General features: G+C 42.6%; 17 protein-coding genes. 11 read left to right on the top strand and 6 right to left on the bottom strand.

Features of this window, described 5'->3' with window-relative positions; genetic code table 11:
* Positions 1 to 43 precede the first annotated feature (43 nt).
* The 3 genes from ABWV72_RS01610 to ABWV72_RS01600 all read left to right on the top strand — a co-directional run bounded on the left by ABWV72_RS01610 (position 44) and on the right by ABWV72_RS01600 (position 3759).
* On the top strand, positions 44 to 787 hold the full coding sequence (locus ABWV72_RS01610) for a flagellar basal body L-ring protein FlgH (protein WP_216048685.1): 744 nt from the start codon (positions 44 to 46) through the stop codon (positions 785 to 787).
* Between the two features lie 19 nt (positions 788 to 806).
* Positions 807 to 1976 carry a flagella assembly protein FlgT middle domain-containing protein gene (locus ABWV72_RS01605; protein ID WP_216048686.1) on the top strand — a complete coding sequence of 390 codons (1170 nt, stop codon included), beginning with the start codon at positions 807 to 809 and terminating at the stop codon, positions 1974 to 1976.
* 424 nt (positions 1977 to 2400) lie between these two features.
* Complete coding sequence (locus tag ABWV72_RS01600; protein ID WP_216048687.1) at positions 2401 to 3759, top strand: uracil-xanthine permease family protein; 1359 nt, start codon at positions 2401 to 2403, stop codon at positions 3757 to 3759.
* A 30-nt stretch (positions 3760 to 3789) separates the two neighbouring features.
* Here ABWV72_RS01600 and ggt read toward each other — a convergent pair whose 3' ends face one another.
* From ggt to ABWV72_RS01585, 3 genes are all read right to left on the bottom strand, one after another.
* Positions 3790 to 5463 carry a gamma-glutamyltransferase gene (gene ggt / locus ABWV72_RS01595; protein WP_353368408.1) on the bottom strand — a complete coding sequence of 558 codons (1674 nt, stop codon included), beginning with the start codon at positions 5461 to 5463 and terminating at the stop codon, positions 3790 to 3792.
* 6 nt (positions 5464 to 5469) lie between these two features.
* On the bottom strand, positions 5470 to 6846 hold the full coding sequence (locus ABWV72_RS01590) for a Na+/H+ antiporter NhaC family protein (protein ID WP_353368407.1): 1377 nt from the start codon (positions 6844 to 6846) through the stop codon (positions 5470 to 5472).
* A 366-nt stretch (positions 6847 to 7212) separates the two neighbouring features.
* Positions 7213 to 7722, bottom strand: a complete 510-nt coding sequence (locus ABWV72_RS01585; protein WP_353368406.1) for an EF-hand domain-containing protein — start codon at positions 7720 to 7722, stop codon at positions 7213 to 7215.
* A 494-nt stretch (positions 7723 to 8216) separates the two neighbouring features.
* Between ABWV72_RS01585 and ABWV72_RS01580 the strand changes: the two genes are divergently transcribed.
* Together ABWV72_RS01580 and ABWV72_RS01575 are read left to right on the top strand one after the other, a co-directional pair.
* The gene (locus tag ABWV72_RS01580; protein ID WP_353368405.1) at positions 8217 to 10550 is read left to right on the top strand and encodes a TonB-dependent receptor; all 2334 of its coding nucleotides are present in this window, start codon (positions 8217 to 8219) and stop codon (positions 10548 to 10550) included.
* A gap of 193 nt (positions 10551 to 10743) precedes the next feature.
* Positions 10744 to 12837, top strand: coding sequence for a TonB-dependent receptor plug domain-containing protein (locus ABWV72_RS01575; protein WP_353368404.1), 2094 nt, complete (start codon positions 10744 to 10746; stop codon positions 12835 to 12837).
* A gap of 86 nt (positions 12838 to 12923) precedes the next feature.
* Here the strand turns inward: ABWV72_RS01575 and ABWV72_RS01570 are convergent, their stop codons facing one another.
* Positions 12924 to 13370 carry a hypothetical protein gene (locus ABWV72_RS01570; protein WP_353368403.1) on the bottom strand — a complete coding sequence of 149 codons (447 nt, stop codon included), beginning with the start codon at positions 13368 to 13370 and terminating at the stop codon, positions 12924 to 12926.
* A 10-nt stretch (positions 13371 to 13380) separates the two neighbouring features.
* Here ABWV72_RS01570 and ABWV72_RS01565 point away from each other — a divergent pair, with 10 nt between their 5' ends.
* Positions 13381 to 13731, top strand: a complete 351-nt coding sequence (locus ABWV72_RS01565; protein ID WP_353368402.1) for a hypothetical protein — start codon at positions 13381 to 13383, stop codon at positions 13729 to 13731.
* 93 nt (positions 13732 to 13824) lie between these two features.
* Here the strand turns inward: ABWV72_RS01565 and ABWV72_RS01560 are convergent, their stop codons facing one another.
* The gene (locus tag ABWV72_RS01560) at positions 13825 to 15117 is read right to left on the bottom strand and encodes an NAD(P)/FAD-dependent oxidoreductase (RefSeq protein ID WP_342805537.1); all 1293 of its coding nucleotides are present in this window, start codon (positions 15115 to 15117) and stop codon (positions 13825 to 13827) included.
* A gap of 156 nt (positions 15118 to 15273) precedes the next feature.
* The gene (locus ABWV72_RS01555) at positions 15274 to 17394 is read right to left on the bottom strand and encodes a TonB-dependent receptor (protein ID WP_216048694.1); all 2121 of its coding nucleotides are present in this window, start codon (positions 17392 to 17394) and stop codon (positions 15274 to 15276) included.
* 407 nt (positions 17395 to 17801) lie between these two features.
* Here ABWV72_RS01555 and ABWV72_RS01550 point away from each other — a divergent pair, with 407 nt between their 5' ends.
* The 5 genes from ABWV72_RS01550 to ABWV72_RS01530 all read left to right on the top strand — a co-directional run bounded on the left by ABWV72_RS01550 (position 17802) and on the right by ABWV72_RS01530 (position 23267).
* Complete coding sequence (locus tag ABWV72_RS01550) at positions 17802 to 18968, top strand: porin (RefSeq protein WP_342805535.1); 1167 nt, start codon at positions 17802 to 17804, stop codon at positions 18966 to 18968.
* Between the two features lie 153 nt (positions 18969 to 19121).
* Positions 19122 to 20639, top strand: coding sequence for an acetaldehyde dehydrogenase ExaC (exaC, locus tag ABWV72_RS01545; RefSeq protein WP_216048696.1), 1518 nt, complete (start codon positions 19122 to 19124; stop codon positions 20637 to 20639).
* A gap of 126 nt (positions 20640 to 20765) precedes the next feature.
* The gene (locus ABWV72_RS01540; RefSeq protein WP_216048697.1) at positions 20766 to 21743 is read left to right on the top strand and encodes an ABC transporter substrate-binding protein; all 978 of its coding nucleotides are present in this window, start codon (positions 20766 to 20768) and stop codon (positions 21741 to 21743) included.
* On the top strand, positions 21709 to 22524 hold the full coding sequence (locus tag ABWV72_RS01535; RefSeq protein WP_252729210.1) for an ABC transporter permease: 816 nt from the start codon (positions 21709 to 21711) through the stop codon (positions 22522 to 22524). Before ABWV72_RS01540 ends, ABWV72_RS01535 begins: the two co-directional genes overlap by 35 nt.
* The gene (locus ABWV72_RS01530) at positions 22518 to 23267 is read left to right on the top strand and encodes an ABC transporter ATP-binding protein (protein ID WP_353368401.1); all 750 of its coding nucleotides are present in this window, start codon (positions 22518 to 22520) and stop codon (positions 23265 to 23267) included. The genes ABWV72_RS01535 and ABWV72_RS01530 overlap by 7 nt, the downstream gene beginning before the upstream one ends.
* Positions 23268 to 23324 lie beyond the last annotated feature (57 nt).

Here is a 23324-nt window from a genome sequence, read left to right as displayed (position 1 = left end):
ATATGTTGTTATCTTTAGATAGCAATTGAGGTTATATTTGAGTATGAAAAAGTATCACTTTATCTCTTTTTTCTGTTTTGTTGTTTGCTCATGTTCACAAACACCTAGCGTAGAAGAAGAAGTTGTCGAAAACCTGCCAACCAATCCAAAAGTTAGTCAAAGAGCCATTAGTCAAAAAGACAAAGAGATCATGCCCAATGATCCCAGTTACAGACCTATCCGCATGGAAGGGGTCGAATCTATAGCAGTCCCCACAGGATCACTTTTTCAACTAGACGATGACGCTAGCCTGTATCAGTTGCACCGCAAATACCAAGTGGGTGACATGATTTTAGTTCGACTAAGTGAGTCAACTACGTCAAAAAAATCCATCGATTTTCAAAGGGATAAAAGTAGTCGATTTGAGTTAGGACCTGTGAATGTTACTGCTGGACCTATCCAGATTGATGAAACAGACTTAAATATAGAACACAATGAAGAAAATGAGTTCGATACATCATCAGAAGCCAATCAATCTAATTCTTTGAAAGGTGATATTACCGTATATGTAAAAGAAGTCTTACCCAATAATAATCTTGTGGTTGCCGGCGAGAAGTGGATTACGCTGAACACTGGGCAAGAATACGTCAGATTTTCCGGTGAAATACGAACCGCCGATATTGATGCTTCAAATACTATTATTTCCTCTAAAGTGGGGAATTCACGCATTGAGTACAGTGGCAAAGGCGAATTGCACTCCAATCAAGAAGAGTCAGTAATCAATAAATTATTTGGCATTTTCAATTAACTGAAAAATGAATGTAACTATGATGAAAATGTTGAATTGCACAACCTTGTTGGTGCTTTTGCTGCTCTGTCCTAGGGCCTTTGCTGTTTGGCAACAAGGTGAGGCGACGGTCAAATTAGACGGTGCTGACGTTAGCGACGTAAGAGTGACAGCTATCAAAAATGCAGTTGCAGACGCATCTTTTAAAAACGGCAGTTTTGTTTCTGCAGAAGATGTGGTGTTAGATGGACTACTAGTGAGCAGTAAATCGGTGATTACCACCCAAGGCCAAATTCAGCGAGTAGAAGTGCTTAGTGAATCTGTGAATGAAGATGTATTTAATGTTATCGTCAGAGTCGAATTCTCACCTATGTTCAATTGTCCCCATGATGGATACAACCGCTCGGTGTTGCTTACCCAGTTTCAAGTGTTAAAACCCCAGCAAGCTAGCCATGGTGGTATTTTTGATATCGGTAAGCAAATAAGCAAACGCATTGAGCAACAATTGCGTGCTGAACAAACCAGTCCTAAGGTACGACTGATTGACAAGGCGTTCACTGGGGTTAACTCCTATGACCAAATCCATCTTAACGAATTAACCAACAAAGCCATTTATATGTCCAAAGAATATGGACGGCAGTTTGTCATGTTTGGGTTTATTCGCGATATCAGTTTATTTGAACAAGTCAAAGAAGAATTGCTTTCAGACGATGTATCTTTAAGACGCAATTTCACGATTCAAGTATATGTACTGGATGTTTATCGGCATACGATTATATTCCAAGAGTCTTACCATAGTGAAGCGGATTGGGAGTACAGTGATGACTACAATGTAGATACCAATAACAGTTTGTTTTGGCGCAGTGACTATGGCCGTACAGTACTTAACACTGTCAATGGCGCGGTGTCGGATGTTGCTAATAAACTTCAGTGTGAGCAGAGCTTTGCGCAAATTGTAGGAACAAATAACCATAAATTGATCATCAATATGGGCTTAGACAATGGACTAAAGTTAGGCGATAAATTCCTACTCTATAAAAAACGCTTACCTGTTAGCGCAAATGGATTGAGTCATGCGGCATTGACTGCGGTTAACCAAGGTGTATATAAAGTCGTGCAATTAGACAGTTTGACCGCTGAATTGAGTAATGATGATCCTGCCCAAGTGATAAACGGCGACTTACTCGATCTGGTCAGCCCAACTCGCTAAGATCAAAGCATAAAGTCACTTAGTGTTGGCGCGGTAATATTCAAAGACGCATATCTATTCTTACCACTGGGCTAGTTGCCCTTAACGAACACAGATACGCCAGTCATAGCTATACCTGAAACTACTCGTTTTGCATTATTAGGAATTGGTTTTGCGGCGAAATTCAACACTTCACCCCGACTATCAAATTAGCAAGTGCATTTTTATTCCAGCTTATAGCGCATCATTTTAGTGCAATCATTTATGCTTGGGATAAGTCCAATTAGCCTAATCTGGCTGCTAGGCCTTTAAAATTAACAATCTTTAAAACTTGACCTTTTGGTCATTTTCTTGCATCGCAACCCCATTCGTTTTGGCTATGACAAATCAAACTCAATGACATCGAGTTCTAACTCTCATTTACGGGCAGACCTAAGGCAAATTAATGAAATCCAATTCTGAACTGCTCTATGGGCTTAACGATATTCCCTCTAAAAAGCAAAGTATCACCGCTGCAACCCAGCATATTCTGGCCTGTTTTGTGGGGATCATCACGCCAACCTTAATAATAGGTGGAACTCTAGGGTTGCAGGCTGAGTTGCCATATTTATTGAGTATGGCGTTATTTGTATCAGGAGTGGCTACCTTTATCCAAGCTAAAACTATAGGCCCTATTGGTAGTGGCTTGATTGCTGTACAAGGTACAAGCTTTTCCTTTGTTAGTGCCATTTTAGTAGCCGGCTTTGCAATCAAAGCCAAAGGGGGAAGCAACGAGGAGGTATTATCGACTATTTTTGGGGTGTGTTTGCTCGGAGCCTTTATCGAAGTTGTTATTAGTCAATTTATTACCAAAGTGAGGCGTATTGTTACCCCTCTCACCACCGGTATTGTGATCACAACCATTGGCTTTAGTTTAATTAAAGTCGGCATGACAGACCTTGCAGGTGGTTTTGGTAGTGACACTTTTGGCGATACGCAAAATTTATATATTGGAATTTTTGTGCTGGTGACTATCATTGTACTCAATGTCTCGTCAAACCCATGGGTTAGGTTATCAGCCATCATGGTTGGTATGGGATTAGGAACATTGCTGGCCTACTGGTTAGGTATCGTTTCGGTGGAACATATTGGTGAACAACCTTTGTTTAGCATACCCGTGCCTTTCAAATACGGTTTAAATTTTGATTGGGAGGTGTTTTTACCCGTTGCGCTGATTTATCTGATGACGGCGCTGGAAAGCTCTGGTGACTTGACGGCTAACAGCTTGTTTTGTGGTTTGCCCATCAAAGGTGAACAATACTTAAAGCGCATTAAAGGCGGTATTCTGGCCGATGGGGTTAATTCTGCATTGGCATCGGTGTTCAATACCTTTCCAAATACCACTTTTGGGCAAAACAATGCGGTAATCCAACTAACCGGAGTGGCGAGTCGACACGTCGGGTTTTATATCGCCGGTATTTTGGTGTTGTTAGGTTTGTTTCCGGTAATTGGAGGTGTATTGCAATCAATTCCTAAACCTGTTTTGGGCGGCGCGACTTTAGTGATGTTTGCCACTATTGCGGTGGCCGGTATTAAAATTCTGGCAAGTGAACCTATCGACAGACGCAAAACACTGATTATGGCCACTTCATTTGGCGCTGGCTTTGGGGTGTTAATGGAGCCAAATGCGCTTCAAGGACTACCTGAAGCGCTGCGAAATATATTTTCTTCTGCGATTACCACAGCCGGCGTTATCGCCATTGTGATGAGTTTATTGATCCCAGATCCTGTTCACGAGGAGGAGAGAGTCTCCTCGCAATCTTAACCGCTCTGTACAAGTGCGGTTCAATACGCATCAGTTTGCAGATACCACTTTGGCTTTTCCTCTGCCACTTTTTTCTGAGGCAGCACTAAGTTCGCCGTCTTTTTGCAAAATCAAATGTACATCGCCAAAGCGACCTTCGCTTATGATGTAACCCATTTCTTGCAGCGAGTTTAACGTAGCATCACTGATACCTGGATGCACTCTGATGGTGTCCTTGGGCCATAATTGGTGATGAAAACGCGGGCTATTTGCAGCTTCTTCGGCGCTCATATTAAATAACAATGTGTTGAGTATTGATTGGGTAACTGAGGATATGATGGTGGTACCGCCAGGTGAGCCTGTTACCAGTTTCACCGTTTCGTCCTCAAGCACAATAGTCGGAGACATTGACGATAACATACGTTTGAAAGGGGCAATTGCATTGGCTTCACCGCCAATTGCGCCAAAGAAGTTTGGAACGCCTGGCTTAGCACTGAAATCATCCATTTCATCATTTAATAAAAAGCCTGCACCTTCCGCTACTACACCCGCCCCAAAACTCAAATTGATAGTGGTTGTATTGGCAACGGCATTACCCCAACCATCAACAATGGAAAAGTGTGTGGTGTCCTCACTCTCATGTAAGCCTGGTTTGATGTCGCTGGTGGCTGAGATAGCGGTTAAGTTAATGTCGTTTGCACGGGATTGAATATATTCAGGGAGCATTAACTCAGTTTGCGGAACATCGATAAAATCTGGATCACCTAAGTATTCGGCGCGATCGGCAAAAACTCGTTTACCTGCCTCTGAGACTAAGTGCAAATAGGCCGTAGAGTTTTGTTTAGGCAATGGATTGGTTTGAATAACAGCATCAATCATGCCTAACCACTGAGCAACGGCAATACCACCTGAACTCGGTGGTGGAGCGGTGATCAAAGTATAACCACGCCATGGAAAGCTTATCGGTGTGCGCCACTTAGCTTGATAAGAAGCTAAGTCTTCCAATGTAATTAAACCGCCATCTTTTTGCATAAAGGAAACAATGTGTTCGGCAGTTTCACCTTTATAAAATCCATCTACACCAAGATCGCGGATACGCTCAAGGGTTGCAGCTAACTCGGGCTGTTTGAACAACATACCTGACTTAGTGGCATCCGCGAAGTAGTCTTCAAAATTACTTTCAATGCCATTTTCCTTTTTACGAGCGATATAACGAGTCACTTTTTCAGCCAATTTCTCAGGCACAATAAAACCGTCTTTGGCTAGGCTAACAGCTGGCTGAACTAAACGAGTCCAAGGTAATTTCCCGTATTTTTCATGGGCGGCCCACATGCCGGCAACGGAACCTGGAATACCTGATGCTTTTGCGCCGAATAACGATTGTGTGGTAATCACATTGCCGTCTTTATCGAGGTACATATCACGTGATGCTGCCGCGGGGGCCATTTCACGATAATCTAAAAAGTCGGTTTGATGATTAAAATAGATGGTCATAAACCCGCCACCGCCAATATTGCCCGCTTCTGGAAAGGTTACCGCTAAAGCAAATTGGGCCGCAATGGCAGCATCTACTGCATTACCACCTTCATCAAGTACTGCAAGGGCAACATCAGCGCCAAATTTATCAGGCATTGCCACAGCATAGTCGCCCTTGGCTTTATCGATACCTGTCTGAGTACAGGCACTAAGTAAAATAACAAAAGATAAAACAAATAATGTACGCATAAGTATCTATCCAACCATAAGTAAACTAGCAATAAAATAAGCAACCAGAGTTAATCCACCGGCAACCAGCGCGTAGGGTAATTGAGTGCGAACGTGCTCGAGCAAATCGCAACCCGAAGCCAAGGAAGACACCGCGGTACTATCTGATATTGGTGAACAGTGATCACCAAATATTCCACCACCCAAAATCGCAGCGATGACTAACGAAGGAGGTAAACCCAGTTGTTGAATCAGTGGCACGCCTATGGGGATCAGAATTGCGAATGTGCCCCACGATGTCCCTGTAGTAAATGACATAATCGCCCCAGCAATAAACAACATTGGTACCACAAATACTAATGGTAAGTACTCACCAACCATGCCTGCCACAAATATACCTGTACCCAATATTTTTAAGCTAGCGCCTAAGGTCAGAGAAAGCAGTACTATGGTTACTAGGGGGAGGAGTTCTCCCATGCCTTTAAAACCAATCTCCACCGCTTGATGGTGATTAAATTGTTTGCCGGTCAATAATAAGAAATAAGCGACAACAGTAGCCAAGACTGTGGCATACAATACGGATTTACTGCCACTGCCGTCAGATAAAACGCCGTTGCCAGTCCAAAACATAAAACCTACCATGCTTAGAACCATGGTTAATATAGGGACTACCATGTAACGGGCTTTGGTGGCTGGCGCGGCAGACAGTTTACTTTTTGTGGCATCGAGTTGCTGCTCAGCCTTTGCCATTGGACCGTGAACTTTATCCGCAAACACAGTGTAAGCAGCAATGACCAAGGTAATAATTGCATAGAAGTTGAATGCAACTGTACCCCACAAGATACTGGCTGAAGACTCTTCTAGTTCATAACCATCGAGTAAACCAAGTACAAAGGCTCCCCAACCATTCAGTAAAATTAAAATACAAACGGGCGCGCTGGTGCTGTCAATAAGGTAGGCAAGACGCGCCCGGCTCATACCAAATTTATCAAACAAGCCGCGAGCAAATATTCCAGCAGTAAGCACACTTAGATTCGATTCAATGAAGATCACTATGCCGGTTAACATCGTCAAGCCGCCTACTTGTCGGCGATTGTTGGCAATACCACGATGGGTTAACCAGTTTACGGTGGCTGTAACGCCGCCTGAATCTCTAATATAGGCTAATAAAGCGCCCACTAGTATACTGAACAATAGAATGCGCGTGTTACCCGCGCTGGTGGCTACCGCAACCACTCGTTCAACCGAAGATATGGGTGCTAAAATCACACTTTCAGAAGCTGAAGTCAGCAAAATAAGTGCTTCTGAGCTCAATACTGCCATCAATAATGCCATGATGACTTCTTTTTTCCAAAACACGATAAATATCGCAATCAATGGCGGTATGATGGAAACCCAATCCATAAATTAGTCCCTACAGTCTTATTTTTATTAATTTGAGTACATGGAAGTATTCGTGATCTGAATGACGTTAAACCAATAGTGTATTCTTTTACTGGTGATAATTACATGCTCTTATTCAGTCGGTCACCTTAAACCAGACAGGTATAAAAGGGAATATGTACAATTAAGCTAATAACATAAAAATATAAAAAACATGACCTTTGTCTAATCCTAAGATGTGACATGGATTCTATTAGCAAACCGATTTTATGTGGCTAAAAAGCTAACTAAAAAAGCATCAAACCTAATTTACTTACTGGGATTTTCCCTATTAGGTTTGATGACTTATGTGGGGAAGGGGTTGTTAACAATCAAAACTTCCCTTAACTAGGCTGTCGTATTTATGGGGGGAGCGACCTTATTCATCAATTCCACCGATTTTTGGACGCCCTCTTTTGAATAACCTTCAGATTCTAATTCGGTTAGAAGATCTTTCAAGCGTGAAGCCGTAGTCTGGTCTTTTGTATCATCAGCAATCGAAGACAACATGCTTTTGAACGAGTCAAAATTTACCGCTTTTTCTGAGTCTTTTTCACCGTACAGACCAATTTCCCCGTCCATTTTGGCCATCATTTGCGTCATTTTTTGTTCACGCTCTTGAACGGCTTTGTCATGTTCTTGTTGGCTCAAATTACCATCGCTATTTGAGTCCATGTTACTGAACATGTCAGCTGATTTGGTGCTCTCTACGCCTTCAGCTGTTAACGCTGCCATAAACTCAGTGGCGCTGACAACTCCGTCTTCATTAGTGTCAGCGATATCAAATTGTTGCTGAGCTTTTTCTTTCTCACGGGCAGCAGGATCTGGGCCTCCTCCACCTATCGACATAATATTCATATTTTGCTCCGGTTGGTTAACTTCACCTAGCTACAAAGCAGATTTGATTCCAATTTGTGTAAAGATTATGTAAAGGTCAAAGGTTCAAGGTAAGTGATTGAATTTTAGTATAATAAAAGTTATTGCTGGTGCTTTTTGAGTCACCTGTTAAGCACTCATTTGTTTAATTTTATAGCTAACACGGCATGATTTTGCCTACTTACCAAATTTGTATAAATACAACAGGAAATGTGCTGCCAGCATTGGAGGTGCTGCAATTGCCGCGATAGTAACTTTAAAACTAAGGGAAATACGAAGATTGAGGGCTAATTAGTTTGTACCTCTCTTGGTGCCACTACTACTAAAGTACCCCTTTGGTTAACCCTTTAGCCAATAGGCGTTTGGCACTCTTCTGAATTAGGATTGTTAACCAAAAGTTAATAACAAATACAAGGTCAATAGACATGAAGCGACGGAGCGTATCATTTTCGATGCTGATAATGAGTTTTTCTACGATGGCTCAGCAGCCCGGACCTGAAATTATTGAAAAGCTAGTTATCACCGGAGTATCCCCTCTTAGTGTGCAAAGTGTTGGGAGTATATATCCTGTCAATCAGGTACTAGACAGTTCTGATTTAGCGCCTCAATATGGTCCGTCTTTGGCTCGTTTACTTGATAGCCAGTTATTTAGTGTGTCGATCAATGATGTGACTAATAATCCATTTCAACCAGATGTACAATATCGTGGTTTTACCGCATCGCCTTTGTTAGGTCTTCCTCAAGGATTATCGGTATATTTAAACGGTACACGCTTCAACGAACCATTTGGTGACACCGTGAATTGGGATTTGTTGCCAACATCGGCATTAGAGCAAGTTTCCCTAGTCGCTGGTGCGAATCCATTGTTTGGTCAAAACACCCTTGGTGGCGCATTGGTTTTGCGTTCTAAAAACGGTTTTAACTTTGAACAGAATAAAATAAGTCTGCAAGCAGGAGATTTTGGTCAGCAAGGAATGAACTTTGAATCCGGTGGTAACAATGAAGAGTGGGCTTACTATGTGAACGTCAACTCTTACCAAGAAGATGGCTGGCGAGACTATTCTGATAGCGAAATAAAACAGCTATTTTCAACAATTAGCTACCAAGGCGATAACCACTTTTCAGAGTTGACCCTAGCTGCGAGCGATAATAGGTTAATTGGTAATGGCGCTATTCCTGTTGAGTTAATTCCATTTGAAGGACGCGACGCAATCTTTACTCGGCCTGATCAAACTGAAACTGCGCTACGCTTTATTAGTTTGAAAAATCAATGGACGCTCTCTGAAGACACCAATTTAGTGGTAAACGCTTATTATCGGAAAAATGAAATTGTCACTTACAACGGTGACGATAGTGATTATGAAGAGTGTGATATTGGTTTTGGTGAAACCCTTTGTGTCGAAGATGAAGATGCCGAAATTGCAGAATTAGATGACGATTTAGAGGGCGATGATGAGGCGGAAGAAGATGACGAATTTGAAGCCGATGATGCTGTACACTTTGTGGATTATGCCGCGCTAACCCCCCTTGAAGATATCTCATCATTTGATGCCGACGACATAGATGGCACAGCCAATACAAGTTTAACGAAAAATCAATCTTCAGGTATCAGCGCAGAGCTAAGCGGCAAGGTCGAAGCCGCCAGCCTAGTGCATCATTGGACTGCAGGACTAGGGATTGATGTGGCTTCAATTGATTTCAGTAGTGATACTGAATTCGCCATACTAAATAACGATAGCGCCGAAGATAGTCGCGATGTGATGGGCATTGGAGTATATGACCTAGATTCTATGGTTAGATTAACAACTGATGTACGCCATCTGCATCTGTTTTTCAGTGATAACATCGTTTTAAACCAACAATGGTCGTTGCAACTATCGGGTCGCTACAATCGCTCAGATATTGACATGGTAGACGGTGTAGAGACTGGTCCAGGCTCGCTAAATGGAGAACATCAATTTAATCATTTCAATCCGTCGTTTGCTGTCCATTATCAGACTGGTGATCTATCGGTTTATAGTAGTTATAGTCAATCCTCTCGAACGCCTAGCCCTGCTGAGTTAAGTTGCGCTGATGAGGATGATCCGTGTAAATTACCCAATGGTTTTGTTGCCGATCCTCCGTTAGAGCAAGTGGTGACTAATACCATTGAATTGGGTGCTCAATGGCAATATCAGAATGGCCAACTTAGCGCTGCTATTTATAGCAGTGACAGTAAGGACGATATTATCTTCCAACAAGCCGGTGATCGTCCCTCAGTTGGCTACTTCGTGAATGTGGATAAAACCCGTCGCCAAGGTATCGAGTTGGGCTTAGCCCATAGTATCGACAAGTTGGATATAGACGCGCAATTTAGTTATCTACAGGCTACTTTTGAATCGTCATTTATGTCGTTTAGCCCGCAAAATCCTTTGGGGCCAAATCGACAAGTTAATCCGGGAGACAAAATTCCTGGTCAGCCAACCACTCAAGCAAGCATATCTTTTGATTACGCGGTTAGCGAAGCGTTCGCTCTTAACGCAGATATTAACTATTCTTCAAGCCAATATTTCCGCGGAGATGAAGCTAATGAGAACCGCCAACTATCTGGTTATACAATTGTAAACCTAGCCGCCAGTTATGGGTTTGAAAATGGTATTAATTTAGCTATCCGCCTAGAAAATGCCTTCGATGAGGAGTTTGAGACCTTTGGAACCTATGGTGAAGCTGACGAAGTATTAGGAGACATATACCCTGATATAGAATCACCTGAATTTATTGGCCCTGGGCAGCCTCGAACATTACGTTTGTATGCCTCTTATGCCTTCTAGATTAGTGTCAAGTCCTCAATAATCTTCAGTTTAGGGGATGCTTAGCTGAACGAACTATGGAATCGAATTCACTTAATCGATTTGCGCACAAAAATCGGTTAAGTGAATGAGATTACGTGTGATATTATTCTTTGTTCGAGCCCCGCATCAGGGACAATTTTCACACACTCTAGTTTAAAGGTATTTAATCACTGTGCGTTGTTATTATTCCACCAGACCCTCTCTTATACTCATCCTTACCCTAAGTTTGCTCGGTTCATTTAAATCACAGGGTAACCCGCTCGAATCTGAAAATGTCTCATCTAAGGTTCAGCAATCTTCGCAACAGGAAACAAATAGACAGTTTGCTGGAAATCAACTTAATGATGCTGACGAGCACGACGAGCATGACGAGCACGACGAGCATGACGAGCATGACGACGAGGTTGAAACTATCACTGTTTCCTCTACGCGGGTTGGTCGCAACGTTACCGATGAACCTGTTCGAATAGAAGTGATTAACCAAGAAGAGCTCGAAGAAAAAGCCATGATGCGCCCGGGTAATATTTCTATGCTAGTGGCCGAAACAGGGGGCGTAAGAGTTCAAACCACATCTCCGGCATTAGGCAGTGCTAATATTCGTTTGCAGGGGCTTTATGGTCGTTATACGCAGTTGCTAAATGATGGTTTAGCCCTTTATGGTGGGCAAGCTGCTTCTATTGGTTTGTTACAAATTCCGCCAACTGATTTAGCCCGTGTTGAAATCATCAAAGGCTCAGCTTCTTCGCTTTATGGTGGTTCAGCAATGGGCGGCGTGATCAATCTCGTCTCTCGCAGACCTTCAGATGAAGCCGAAGGAGAAGTGTTATTTAATTTTACTTCCCGAGATGGACAAGACGTCACCACTTATTTAGCTACTCCGGTAAATGATTCTTTAGGCGTATCTTTGACCGCTGGTGGCCATCATCAAAGCACACAAGATTTTGATGATGACGGTTGGATTGATATGGCTGGCTATGAACGCTATACCGCTCGACCTCGCTTATTTTGGGAAGGAGAAAATGGCGCGACTGTTTATGCTACCGCAGGCTACATGACTGAAAATCGTCAAGGTGGCACCCTCGAAGGTTATACCTTGCCCGATGGAAGTTTTTTCGAACAAACTCAAGACAGTGAGCGAATCGATAGTGGCATCATTGCTACCGGACCTTTAGGGGATGTCTTAACCTGGAATGTGCGCGGTTCTGCGATGCTGCAGAAACACGATAAACAATTTGGTGAAGACCTAGATGAAGATCGCCATGAGAGTTATTTATTGGAAAGTACTCTGTCTGGTTATACCGATAAATCGCAATGGGTAGTTGGCCTAGCCATGCAGTCAGATAGTTTTGAGTCAGAATATTATCCTGAGTTTGATTACACCTTTGATGTCCCAGGATTATTTGCCCAAGCTGATTATGAATTCAGCGAGCAGGTATCAACTTCATTAAGTATGCGTTTAGATGATCACAGCGAGTATGGCAGCCAGTTGAGCCCTCGAGTATCAGTGTTATACCGTCCGCAAGATTGGACCGTTAGAGCATCTTATGGCCGTGGCTATTTTGCACCAACGCCCTTTGTGGAAGAAATCGAAGCTGCTGGCCTATCACGCTTGGCACCGCTTCAAAACATTCAAGAAGAAACGGCGGTTACCTCTTCATTGGATATTGGGCGTCAATTTGATCAGTTAGAAGCAAACGTTACTTTTTTCGCATCAAATGTTGAGCATGTCACAGAATTAGAAGCTTATGCATCTGAAATCGATGGTCCCCTAGACCGCGTGCGTTTAGTAAATGCGCAAGGTGAATCAAGGATTTACGGTTCAGAATTAATGCTGCGTTATAAATGGCAGGATTTTAAAGTCACCGCCAGCTATCTCTTTTTAGATGCCACCGAGGTTGATCAAACAACTAACCAGCGTCAACGTATCAAGCTCACTCCTAAACATTCTGCGGGTTTGGTAGCAATGTGGGAACAGCACGGGAAAGGCCGGATTGGTTTTGAAGCCTATTACACCGGAAAACAGCGATTAAGCGGTAATCCCTATCGTTCTGAAAGTAAACCTTATTGGCATCTTGGTTTGTTGGGCGAAATAACCTTAGGTCAATTTAGTTGGTTTGTGAATGCGGAAAACCTTCTGGGTATCCGCCAGACCAAAGAAGATCCATTGGTATTACTAATCAGAGCGCCTGATGGTCAATGGACTACCGATATATGGTCGCGTAATGACGGTTTCATTGTGAATGCCGGCCTAAGAATGCGTTTTTAATATATGCATTCATATTGCTAATTGTTTTGGCAATTACTTAGTGCTGAGTAGAAATCTGAGGTGCCAAATAGGGATGCTAAATTTAATTAGCATCCTGTGGTAACAGAACCCGCCCGCGCAGTGTTGTCTGTTCTATCAAAAATATGATAGGCGAAGCAATCGTCTGCGACACTCTTCGATTTTGGATAGATGATACTTGCCACACCGGGAGAAAAAGATAAATCTAAAGTCGCTGGGGCTGAACTAGTGTTGAAATACATAAAACAAAAATCCCCACTGTACTCGCAGATTTCAGTATGTTCATTGTAACCTTGGTCAAGTATATCAATGTCCATGAAATTGGTTAGCGCAGTACCAGAGTATATCCATGGAGTACCATAGACGGTAGCGATAAATACACCGTTCACAGTTACACCTGTTTCACCATCTTCAGGATCAGAATCTCTATCTTTGTTGTGTTGCTGCTTAATCACCGACTTTGCGTAGACTAAATCATTAGCTGATTGTAGTTGTCCACCAATATTCTTCAGCACAGATGCTCGATTGGCCACATTAGATGGCTTGGAAGGAACATTGCGCTCAGCGTCTGATTTAGTCCACTTTAAAGCCACAATCGAGAAAAAAACCGATTGCGATACTGACCCTACTATTGAGTTGGGCAGTGAATCTATTACTTTGCGATGTGGTTATGCCTGCCCTCATCCTAGCGGGATTGCCAATGCTGTTGAAATTGATGACAGTTTTACTTGGGTCGGCGGAAATTGCAGCGGCCAGCTAGGTTCTATTGATGTGCAAATTAACGATGCTCCTGACCCTAGTAACTGCAAGATTCGTTATGTGTCAGCACGATCGACTAGGGAGCCTACTTTCACGCAAACAATCACAGGTTGTTAATTTAAACAAACTCATACTTTGTTAGATACGACATTAAGCTGTGCTAGAAAAGCCCGACAAAATCGGGCTTTTTTGTGTCGGCGCAAGTGGCGCTTAGTGAAGTTTCAACTTGGGACCCACAATGTTCCTGACTTTGCGGAAAAACAAAATAAATATCCCTTTAAACCAGCCGTGAATAGCGAATAGGTGCATATTATAAAGGGATACATATACCAATTTGGCTAACCGCCCTTCTATAAACATACTGCTATTTGACAGTGCACCCATCAAATTTCCCACGGTGCTGTATTTGCTCAAATGCACCAATGAGCCATAGTCTTTGTATTGATATTTTTGTGCCGGTTTATGCTTAAATTCATTGATTATATTGGTTGCTGCAGTACTGGCCATTTGGTGAGCTGATTGCGCCCGTGGAGGCACCCAACGGCCATCTTCTTGTTGGAACCCACAGCAATCACCAATGGCATATATATTTTCATCTAAGGTGCTTTTTAAATAAGGCGTAACCAAAATTTGATTCGCGCGATTGGTTTCAAAGATCCCCAGTTGAGTGATAAAGTCAGGTGCTTTTACACCCGCTGACCAGACCATTAAATCGGCTTCAATCAACTCATTATCGCTTGTCATGAACCCCTCTTTTTGCGCCGAAATAACTTTTGTACCTTCTAAAACCTTTATCCCCAGCTTGGTTAAGGCCTGACGAGCTGAGTTAGTGATTTTTTCGGGTAATGCTGGAAGAATACGCTCTCCAGCTTCAATAATAGTTACCGTTAATTTAGCGGCAGACATTTCCGGCATGCCATAGGCTCTGGCGAGATTGGCGACGTGGTGCAGTTGAGCGGCTAATTCCGTACCGGTAGCGCCACCACCTACTATTGCGACATGTAATGGTTTACTTTCTACACCTTTTTGGTTAATCCGCAGAAGTTGATTAAGCAAAGCTTTATGGAAGCTTTCTGCTTGCGCGAGTGAATCGAGGAAATAGCAGTGATCGGCTACTCCTGGTGTACCAAAGTCATTGCAAACACTGCCAATAGCAAGAACTAGGGTGTCATACTGTAAAGTGCGTTTAGGTAAGATTAACTGCGCATTTTCATCATACAAAGGCGCAAGTTCTATTTGTTGATTTTGTTTGTCGATGTGGCACATATTGCCCAGTTGAAATTGATATTTGTTGGCAACTGCATGAATTCGATAGTTGATGCCATCTGAATTTTTATCAATAACACCTGCCGCGACTTCATGTAAAAGCGGTTTCCAGACATGATTCTGGCTTTTATCAACCAAAATGATTTCTGCTTTGTTTTTTTTCCCTAGCTTTTGACTAAGGCGTTTGACTATTTCAAGGCCGCCAGCGCCTCCTCCTACAACTATAATTTTCTTCATATATGTTCTCCAATCATTCCAGATAGGACATTTATGTTGTAAAAGGCTTATCTTGAAAGACTAGTTCAGGTTAAATAAATGCGGCAGTGAAACACTGCCGCAAAAATGATGATATTGAGCATTAACAATTCATTGTCACTGCTCTTATTTCTATGTCTACCATTTGTAATCTAGTGACATCATCAGGTTTCTAGGTCTACCAGGGAAATAACGATCTCCACCAAAACTGGTGTAATCCGCTCTTTCTGCATAACTGGTATCGGTTAAATTGTTGATTCTGGCAAATAACGTGAGCGCGTCAGTAACTTGCATTGAGGCTCTTAAATTTAATACATCATGGCCATCATAACGGTGAAGGTTCTCAGGATCAGTGTAATAGTTGCCCATGTGCTCCCATTCTAATTCGGCTCTGGCTGATGCATTAATATCCCACCCTAGGCGCGTATTAGCGATGGTTTTTGGCGCGGTATCAATGTAGTTGCCATTGATATCAATGTCACTGAGAATTTGGCTATAGGAGTAGGTATGTTTAGCGTAGCTTGCAGCTACCATCAAATCCCAGTTTTCGGCTAATTGATATTGTAACTCTAACTCAATTCCCCGGTGTCTTGATTCACCATCGTTCACATTGTAGTAGTCACTATCCCTAAAGATGAAGTTGTCTTTATTCATGTTATAGATGGATACTACATAACTCAGTCCATCAAATTGTCCTTTTACCCCAACTTCGGCATTTGTCACTGTTTCAGAGTCTAAATCGGCGACTTCTTGTTCCCGTTGCAGGCGATAGAGTTCTGTTGCTTGTGGTGCGCGATAGCCTCGGGATAAGTTGGCGTAAAATTGTGTGTGCTGAGAAAACTGATAACGGATACCGAGCTTTGGGGAAGTATTGCTATAGCTGTTTTCAGAAGAAGGTGGGCGACTGTAGCGGCAACCACCGAAACTACATTCAGTACCATCGTCTTTTGTGCGGCCACTTAACATATTATTGGTGTAGTCGTAATTCATATTTTCGTAGCGTAAACCGAATGACACTAACCAATTATCTTGCTGCCAATCCACTGATATAAAAGGTGCATATAAGGTGGCTTCGACATCATAATCATAATGCATTCCAATGGGTACCGTTGCTGTTAAAAACGCAGAACCTTCGGTTTCAGCATCTTGATATTGGCGCATACTTCCATCGGTTTGTTCTGCATCTAAACCTAGGCTAACGGTGAGGTTGTCAGAAGCGCTGTGTTTCCACATTGACTGCACACCAAAGCCGTCTTGTTCATTTTCTTCCATCGGTGTGCCAGGTAAAAAATGCATTAAGAACGACATGTTTTGGTTACGCATATAAGGTGTTATGGAGAGCACATCTTGGTCGCTTAAATTCCAAAGTGCGTTTGACCATAATCTAAAAGACTTGGCTTTTCTAAAGGCTTCTGGGTTTTCGTTGGCCTGTGCTAAGTCTTCGTCTTTGTAACTTTCGAAACCAGTAATATAGCCGGCGGTTTCTTGGTCTAAATTGGTATAAGTGAGTCCAGTGGTGAGGGTCAAGTTATCAGCTTCAAAACGATGGCGTAGGTTAACTTTTTCTTGGTCGACACTTTCTTCATCTCGATATCCTGAATCGCGGGTGACACTGGCATTGATACCGATCCCCGAGTTACCGAAGTCTGCACCTTGTCGAAACTTGTATCGATTATATCCGTAAGAACCGTAATCTATACCGAATAACCCTGCATCTACTGTGGTGTCTGGTGTGATTACGTTTATGACTCCGTGTACGGCATTTGAACCGTAAAATGCAGAGCCCGGCCCTTTGATAACATCTATGCTTTGAGCCATTTCACTGTGGGCTTCAAAAAGCTCGTTGATATTACAAAATCCCGCGGCCCGCAAAGGTATGCCATCTTCTGCGGTGAGAATGCCACCACAAGCACCTGAACCAGCCATTACTTGCGAACGCAGGGCGGGTAGATATTCTTGGCCATTTCCTCGTTGCACCCCAGCGCCGGCAATGAAGCTAAGGGCTTCTTCGATATGAGTGGGAGCTAGCAACCCTAATGTTTGCTCGTCTACTGTACTTACTACATATGGCAAGTTGGAAGTGTTGGTTGCAACTCTAGTGGCTGTAGTTGTAATTCTTTCTATTCCATCGGGCGATTCCTGCGCGATCCCGGAGAATGGCAATAAACAGGCGACTAAACCTAAGTGTGAAAGTCGAATTGATTCACTTAAGCGAGTAAGTGGTGATACTTGCTGAAGGGTTTTAGTTAGAAAAATCATATGAATACAGCCTTCTTAAACATAATTTGGGAGCGCAGTTTGACACTTACGATGCCACAATTCTAGGGTGACATTAGTTACTGAATCATATGTTTATTTTGTGTTAATTAGTAGTTAACGAGCCTGCACTTTACGCACTGTTTTTCTAATACTTTCCAGCCCTAATCGAACTACTTCCATTGGCTACTACTTTAGAACTAGATCTTTAGTCGCTTTCTTTTTGAGGACTAAAGTGCAACACAAAGAGCCCAATCGACGAGTTTCTAATTTGCCGTTAGCAAACAATACTAAATCAACAAAAAAAGTGCGTCGGCAACGTATCGATGCATAGGGTTGGAGTAACCCGGGATAGATAGTTCATGTTGCTCAACCAATAATACTAACAATCAAACAGGGTACACATGAACATGAATAAATTTACATTTACTAAAGTTAGTTTGGCAGTTTTAGGCTTAGTTAGCGGCGCAGCTTCTGCAGCAATAACAATTTATGACGATCCAGAGGTGGCAAGTGTCACAGTTGATGCGTCTTTCAATACATTTTACGTGTCTAGCAGCACAGACAACGACATATCAGGAATAGATCGCGACCAGTCTAGAGTCAAAATGGGCTTTCTACCTAACTATGTGGGTATGAATTTTAGCAAAGAAATTGACGGCGTTAAGGTTGGTGGGCGCTCTTCTTTTTGGGTCACAATAAATGACAGTAATACAGGCGTAACCTCAACAGGAATCGATGTCCGTCAGTTTTATGCCACTTTGGATTTTGATTGGGGGCAGGTATTAATAGGCAAAGATTTTACCTTATTTAACCGTTCTAATATTTTTCTAGACGAAATATTACAAGGTTACGGCAACGTTAACGACACCCTCGGTTTGATTGATGGGCAAGGAGTCTCGTTTGGAAATATTGGTACAGGTTACACCTATCCAATGCCAACGGCTCAAATTACGTATCGTTCACCTGAATTTGCCGGCGGTTTTAAATTAGCCATTGGCTTGATCGACCCTGCTAATACTTCTACTGACACAGGCCCAGGTCGTTCGAGTGAAGAGAGCACGCCAAGAATTGAGGGAGAATTAACTTACACCAGCAAGTTTGAAGACGGAATGTTCAATGCCTTTGTCGGTTTTCTTTCGCAAAGCACTGAGAGCGACATTCAAGGTGACGTTGATTCCACAGGCTATTCTTATGGTGCAAAACTCAATATGGGTGGCTTCGCGCTAAACGCCTCTGGTTTTACTGGGGAAGCCATCGGTTTGTTGCTCGGTCCCACAGATAACGCTTTAGGTTTACAAAACTTGTTATATGAAGACGGAAATGAAGTGGATAGCAGTGGCTATCTAGTGCAAGGCTCATATAAAACTGGCGCTAATCGATTTGTCTTGTCGTATGGCAATACTGAAGTTGAAACTCAAACCCCTTGGGAAATGGATGGCGCTCAAGTCGCGTGGTTCCATAGTTATAACAGCGCAGTGACCTTTGTTGTCGAATACGACATGAATGAAATATCCATTGGTGATGCGAGCGAAGAGGTTAAGTCCATCGCCCTTGGAGCCATTGTGAACTTTTAACCAATAGCTTTCAATTTTTGCCCCTAGGTAGGGGCAAAAATTATTTTCCGGCAGCCGGTGCCGGTGTGACTGCCAACTCAATTCTGAGTTGAAGGTGCAAAGTCCGGCAAACTGGTAACGCTTTTACTAAATATGAACACCGGAGTTAACAAAATGATATATGCACAACCTGGACAAGAAAATTCACTCGTAACTTTTAAACAACAGTATGGCAACTACATTGGTGGCGAATGGGTCGCACCGGTCAAAGGACAATACTTTGATAACGTATCGCCTGTTAACAATGAGGTCTTTTGTTCAATTCCTCGTTCAACTGAGGAAGACATTAACTTAGCCCTAGATGCAGCACATAGAGCAAAAGATGCTTGGGGCAAAACGTCTGCAACTGACCGCTCTAATACGCTTTTGAAAATTGCTGACCGTATTGAGCAAAATCTTGAAATGCTGGCGGTTGCTGAAACTTGGGATAACGGTAAAGCTGTGCGTGAAACTTTAAACGCAGATATTCCGTTATGTGTCGACCACTTTCGCTATTTTGCAGGATGTTTGCGTGCTCAAGAAGGCAATATGAGTGAAATTGATGAGAACACCATCGCTTATCACTTCCATGAACCGCTAGGCGTTGTTGGCCAAATTATCCCTTGGAACTTCCCACTTCTGATGGCTGCTTGGAAATTGAGCCCAGCATTGGCGGCGGGTAACTGTGTGGTCATGAAACCAGCAGAACAAACTCCAGCGTCGATTCTGGTACTGATGGAACTGATTGGTGATTTATTGCCACCAGGGGTGCTAAATATTGTAAATGGTTTTGGTAAAGAAGCGGGTGAAGCTTTAGCAACCAGCAAACGTATTGCAAAAATTGCATTCACCGGTTCTACACCAATTGGTTCTCATATTCTTAAATGTGCGGCTGAAAACATCATACCTTCTACCGTTGAGTTAGGTGGTAAGTCTCCAAATATCTACTTTGAAGACGTAATGAATCATGAAGATGAATATCTAAGCAAATGTGTTGAAGGAACTGTGTTGGCATTCTTCAACCAAGGTGAAGTATGTACCTGTCCTTCTAGAGCATTGATTCAAGAATCCATTTACGATGATTTCATTTCACTGGTAGTTGCGCGTACGCAGCAAATTAAACGTGGCAACCCATTGGATACAGAAACCCAAGTGGGTGCGCAGGCTTCAGAACAGCAATATGACAAAATTCTAAGTTACCTAGATATTGGTAAAAAAGAGGGTGCTGAAGTACTTATCGGCGGTGGCCCTGCAATGATTGAAGGTTTCAGCAAAGGTTTTTATGTTGAACCTACTTTGCTAAAAGGTCGCAATGATATGCGCGTGTTCCAAGAAGAAATTTTTGGTCCAGTGGTCGGTGTGACTACCTTTAAAGACGAAGCAGAAGCTTTGGCAATTGCTAACCATTCTGAATTTGGTCTAGGCGCAGGTTTATGGACTCGTGACATGAACCGTTCATACAGAATGGGACGCGCAATTCAAGCGGGTCGAGTATGGACTAACTGCTACCACGCTTACCCTGCCCACGCTGCATTTGGTGGCTATAAAAAATCAGGCGTAGGCCGTGAAAATCATAAGATGGCGTTAGGTCATTATCAACAAACCAAGAACTTATTGGTTAGCTATGACATTAACCCATTGGGCTTTTTCTAAAAGCGTTGCCTTGAAAAAGGCGTAAGTGGGGGTTTCCGCACCCAGTGCGGAAACCTTTTTCGCTTAGCGAATAACAACTTAGGTTGATGATTAACACTCATCCCGTTTAAAACAACCGGAGTATATATGCGAGTTCCAACCGCTTTAGTTTTGTTCTTGGTGTTGTTGCTTAGTGCAACGGCTCAGGCTAGTAACACTATCCGTGTTGGGGTTTTAAAATATGGCACCCTTAATTGGGAAATGGATGTTTTAGAAAAATTACAATTAGCAAAACAATATAACCTTGAGGTTGAACGAATTCCGTTAGGTTCACCGCAAGCGCTGTTAGTTGCCTTACAAGGCGGTTCAATCGATGTCATTCTTAATGATTGGTTGTGGGTGGCACGGCAAAAAGAAGCAAACCGCGACTTTTATTTTTACCCCTATTCCACCGCGGCTGGTGCGCTTGTTACTCATCCCCAATCAAATATTCATGAACTTGCTGATTTACGTGGTAAAACCATTGGCATTGCGGGGGGCAATACCAATAAAAATTGGGTGCTGTACCGAGCATTCTTAAAGCAGCAAGCCAATTTAGATCTCGCTCGCGATGTGACGGTAAAGTTCGCCGCCCCGCCGATGCTCAACGCGCTAATCGCGAAAGGCGATTTAGATGCGGTTATTAATTTCTGGCATTACGCTGCGCAATTGAACGCACAGGGGATGCCGTCTTTAGTGACCATGCCCGAAGTATTGAATGCCCTAAACGTCGAAGGTCAAGTGCCTGTTTTAGGTTGGGTATTCAAACAACAATGGGCGGATAAAAATAGTGAAACCATCAATCTTTTTTTGAGCATGTCCGCGCAAGCTCGCCAACTTATGAAACATGACGACGATATTTGGCGGCAAATCCCCACGTTTAGCAAAAAGTACTCCGCGCAAGTGCAACCCTTTTTAATGGATGGATATCGACAAGGTATTCCCGATACATTTGTGCAATCGCAAAAAGTACAAATAGACGCTCTATTTCAACTCATCAAGGCAAATGACAGTCAACATGCTTTGACGGGCAACTTGGGAGGGCTTCCAGATGATATCTTCTGGCGTCACACCAGTGTTAGATAAAGCTACAAAGCCAATTCAAGTTAAATCTAAGGGTTTCCAAGGAAATACGTTTATTCGTATTGCCTCGTTATTACTATTGTTGGGTCTTTGGCAATTAAGTGTATGGTTTTTTGCAGTACAAATGTTGCCGTCGCCAACAGCGGTCTTTAACGCGCTTATTGAACATATTGCATCAAATGAACTGCCCTATCATTTGGGAGTAACTCTACAACGAGTGATGTTCAGTTTCGTCATTGCTATGTTGCTGGGTTCGATTATTGGTCTGCTCATGGGCTATTTCAAAAAGGTTGATATTTGGCTGGATAGCCTACTCACTTTGGCCCTAAATATACCTGCACTGGTCACCATCATTTTGTGCTTTATGTGGTTCGGGCTAAATGAATTTTCTGCAGTGTTAGCAGTTATTTTGAACAAAGCGCCCAATGTTGCTGTCACTTTACGTGAGGGAGCAAAAGCCATCGATAAAAGTCTGATGGAGGTAGCGAAAGTCTATCAATTACCCTGGCAGCGAACGTTAACAAAAGTATATCTACCACAGCTCTATCCATATTTTTTAGCAGCAGCGAGAACGGGGCTAGCGTTAGTTTGGAAAATTGTATTAGTTGTGGAGTTGGTTGGCTGCAGTAACGGTGTTGGTTTTCAACTGGGTAACTTTTTTCAGTTTTTCGATATCACCAGTATTTTGGCATATACCTTTGCTTTTGCTGCAATTATTTACACCGTTGAAGGGCTGATTTTAAGACCCTGGGAACGCAAAGTAACGAGGTGGCGAAAATGTTAACTGTAGATATTCATAACAAAGTTTTTGAAGCTGGTGTCAGCATAATTAAAAACCTGAATTTTTCGGTGGACGAAAACGAAATTGTAGCCTTAATTGGTCCATCGGGTGCGGGTAAAAGTACCTTGCTCAATCTTATTGCTGGTCTTGATGAGCAATTTGAAGGCACTATCACTAGTCCAAATTGTGCAATGCATAATATCGGTTTAATGTTTCAAGAGGCGCGATTGATGCCTTGGTTGACCGTATTGGAAAATGTCGTATTGGTTGCTGAAGGCCGAAAGGATAAACAAAGGGTTGAGCAAGATGCGTTGGAAATCCTTAAACTGGTTGGTATGGAAGGTCATGAGAATGCCTATTCGAAACAATTATCCGGTGGCATGACCAAGCGGGTCGCCTTAGCCAGAGCATTTATGTTTAACCCAGAGGTGTTACTCATGGATGAACCCTTTGCGTCTTTAGATGCACCTTCGGCAGAGCAGTTACGCCAGAAGTTGTTGATTCTTCAACAACAAATGCATTCAAGCATATTATATGTTACCCATGACTTAACTGAAGCCGTCGCTATTGCAGATAGAATCATATTTTTAAGTGAAAAACCGATGACAGTGATCGAAGAAAGAAAAGTGACGCTTCCTCGACCGCGATATTTACATGATCCTGAGGTAGGTGACATTTGCCAATTTTTTTACCGTCAATTTCCAGATTTACTTTGCACACATGAAAATAGTGCTAAATGTATGTGAAACATGATGGCTTTTGTTGTTAAGCAATTGTGAAAGAGATAGTATTCCTCCATACAT

The organism is Aliiglaciecola sp. NS0011-25 (assembly GCF_040370605.1).
Lineage (GTDB): Bacteria > Pseudomonadota > Gammaproteobacteria > Enterobacterales > Alteromonadaceae > Aliiglaciecola > Aliiglaciecola lipolytica_A.
This window is presented reverse-complemented; position numbering and strand designations above follow the sequence as displayed.

Excerpts from the sequence above, each read along its gene's own strand:
- ABWV72_RS01610 (WP_216048685.1), top strand. The coding sequence starts at position 44 with ATGAAAAAGTATCACTTTATCTCTTTTTTCTGTTTTGTTGTTTGCTCA.
- ABWV72_RS01605 (WP_216048686.1), top strand. The coding sequence starts at position 807 with ATGATGAAAATGTTGAATTGCACAACCTTGTTGGTGCTTTTGCTGCTC.
- ABWV72_RS01600 (WP_216048687.1), top strand. The coding sequence starts at position 2,401 with ATGAAATCCAATTCTGAACTGCTCTATGGGCTTAACGATATTCCCTCT.
- ggt (WP_353368408.1), bottom strand. The coding sequence starts at position 5,463 with ATGCGTACATTATTTGTTTTATCTTTTGTTATTTTACTTAGTGCCTGT.
- ABWV72_RS01590 (WP_353368407.1), bottom strand. The coding sequence starts at position 6,846 with ATGGATTGGGTTTCCATCATACCGCCATTGATTGCGATATTTATCGTG.
- ABWV72_RS01585 (WP_353368406.1), bottom strand. The coding sequence starts at position 7,722 with ATGAATATTATGTCGATAGGTGGAGGAGGCCCAGATCCTGCTGCCCGT.
- ABWV72_RS01580 (WP_353368405.1), top strand. The coding sequence starts at position 8,217 with ATGGCTCAGCAGCCCGGACCTGAAATTATTGAAAAGCTAGTTATCACC.
- ABWV72_RS01560 (WP_342805537.1), bottom strand. The coding sequence starts at position 15,117 with ATGAAGAAAATTATAGTTGTAGGAGGAGGCGCTGGCGGCCTTGAAATA.
- ABWV72_RS01555 (WP_216048694.1), bottom strand. The coding sequence starts at position 17,394 with ATGATTTTTCTAACTAAAACCCTTCAGCAAGTATCACCACTTACTCGC.
- ABWV72_RS01550 (WP_342805535.1), top strand. The coding sequence starts at position 17,802 with ATGAATAAATTTACATTTACTAAAGTTAGTTTGGCAGTTTTAGGCTTA.
- exaC (WP_216048696.1), top strand. The coding sequence starts at position 19,122 with ATGATATATGCACAACCTGGACAAGAAAATTCACTCGTAACTTTTAAA.
- ABWV72_RS01540 (WP_216048697.1), top strand. The coding sequence starts at position 20,766 with ATGCGAGTTCCAACCGCTTTAGTTTTGTTCTTGGTGTTGTTGCTTAGT.
- ABWV72_RS01535 (WP_252729210.1), top strand. The coding sequence starts at position 21,709 with ATGATATCTTCTGGCGTCACACCAGTGTTAGATAAAGCTACAAAGCCA.
- ABWV72_RS01530 (WP_353368401.1), top strand. The coding sequence starts at position 22,518 with ATGTTAACTGTAGATATTCATAACAAAGTTTTTGAAGCTGGTGTCAGC.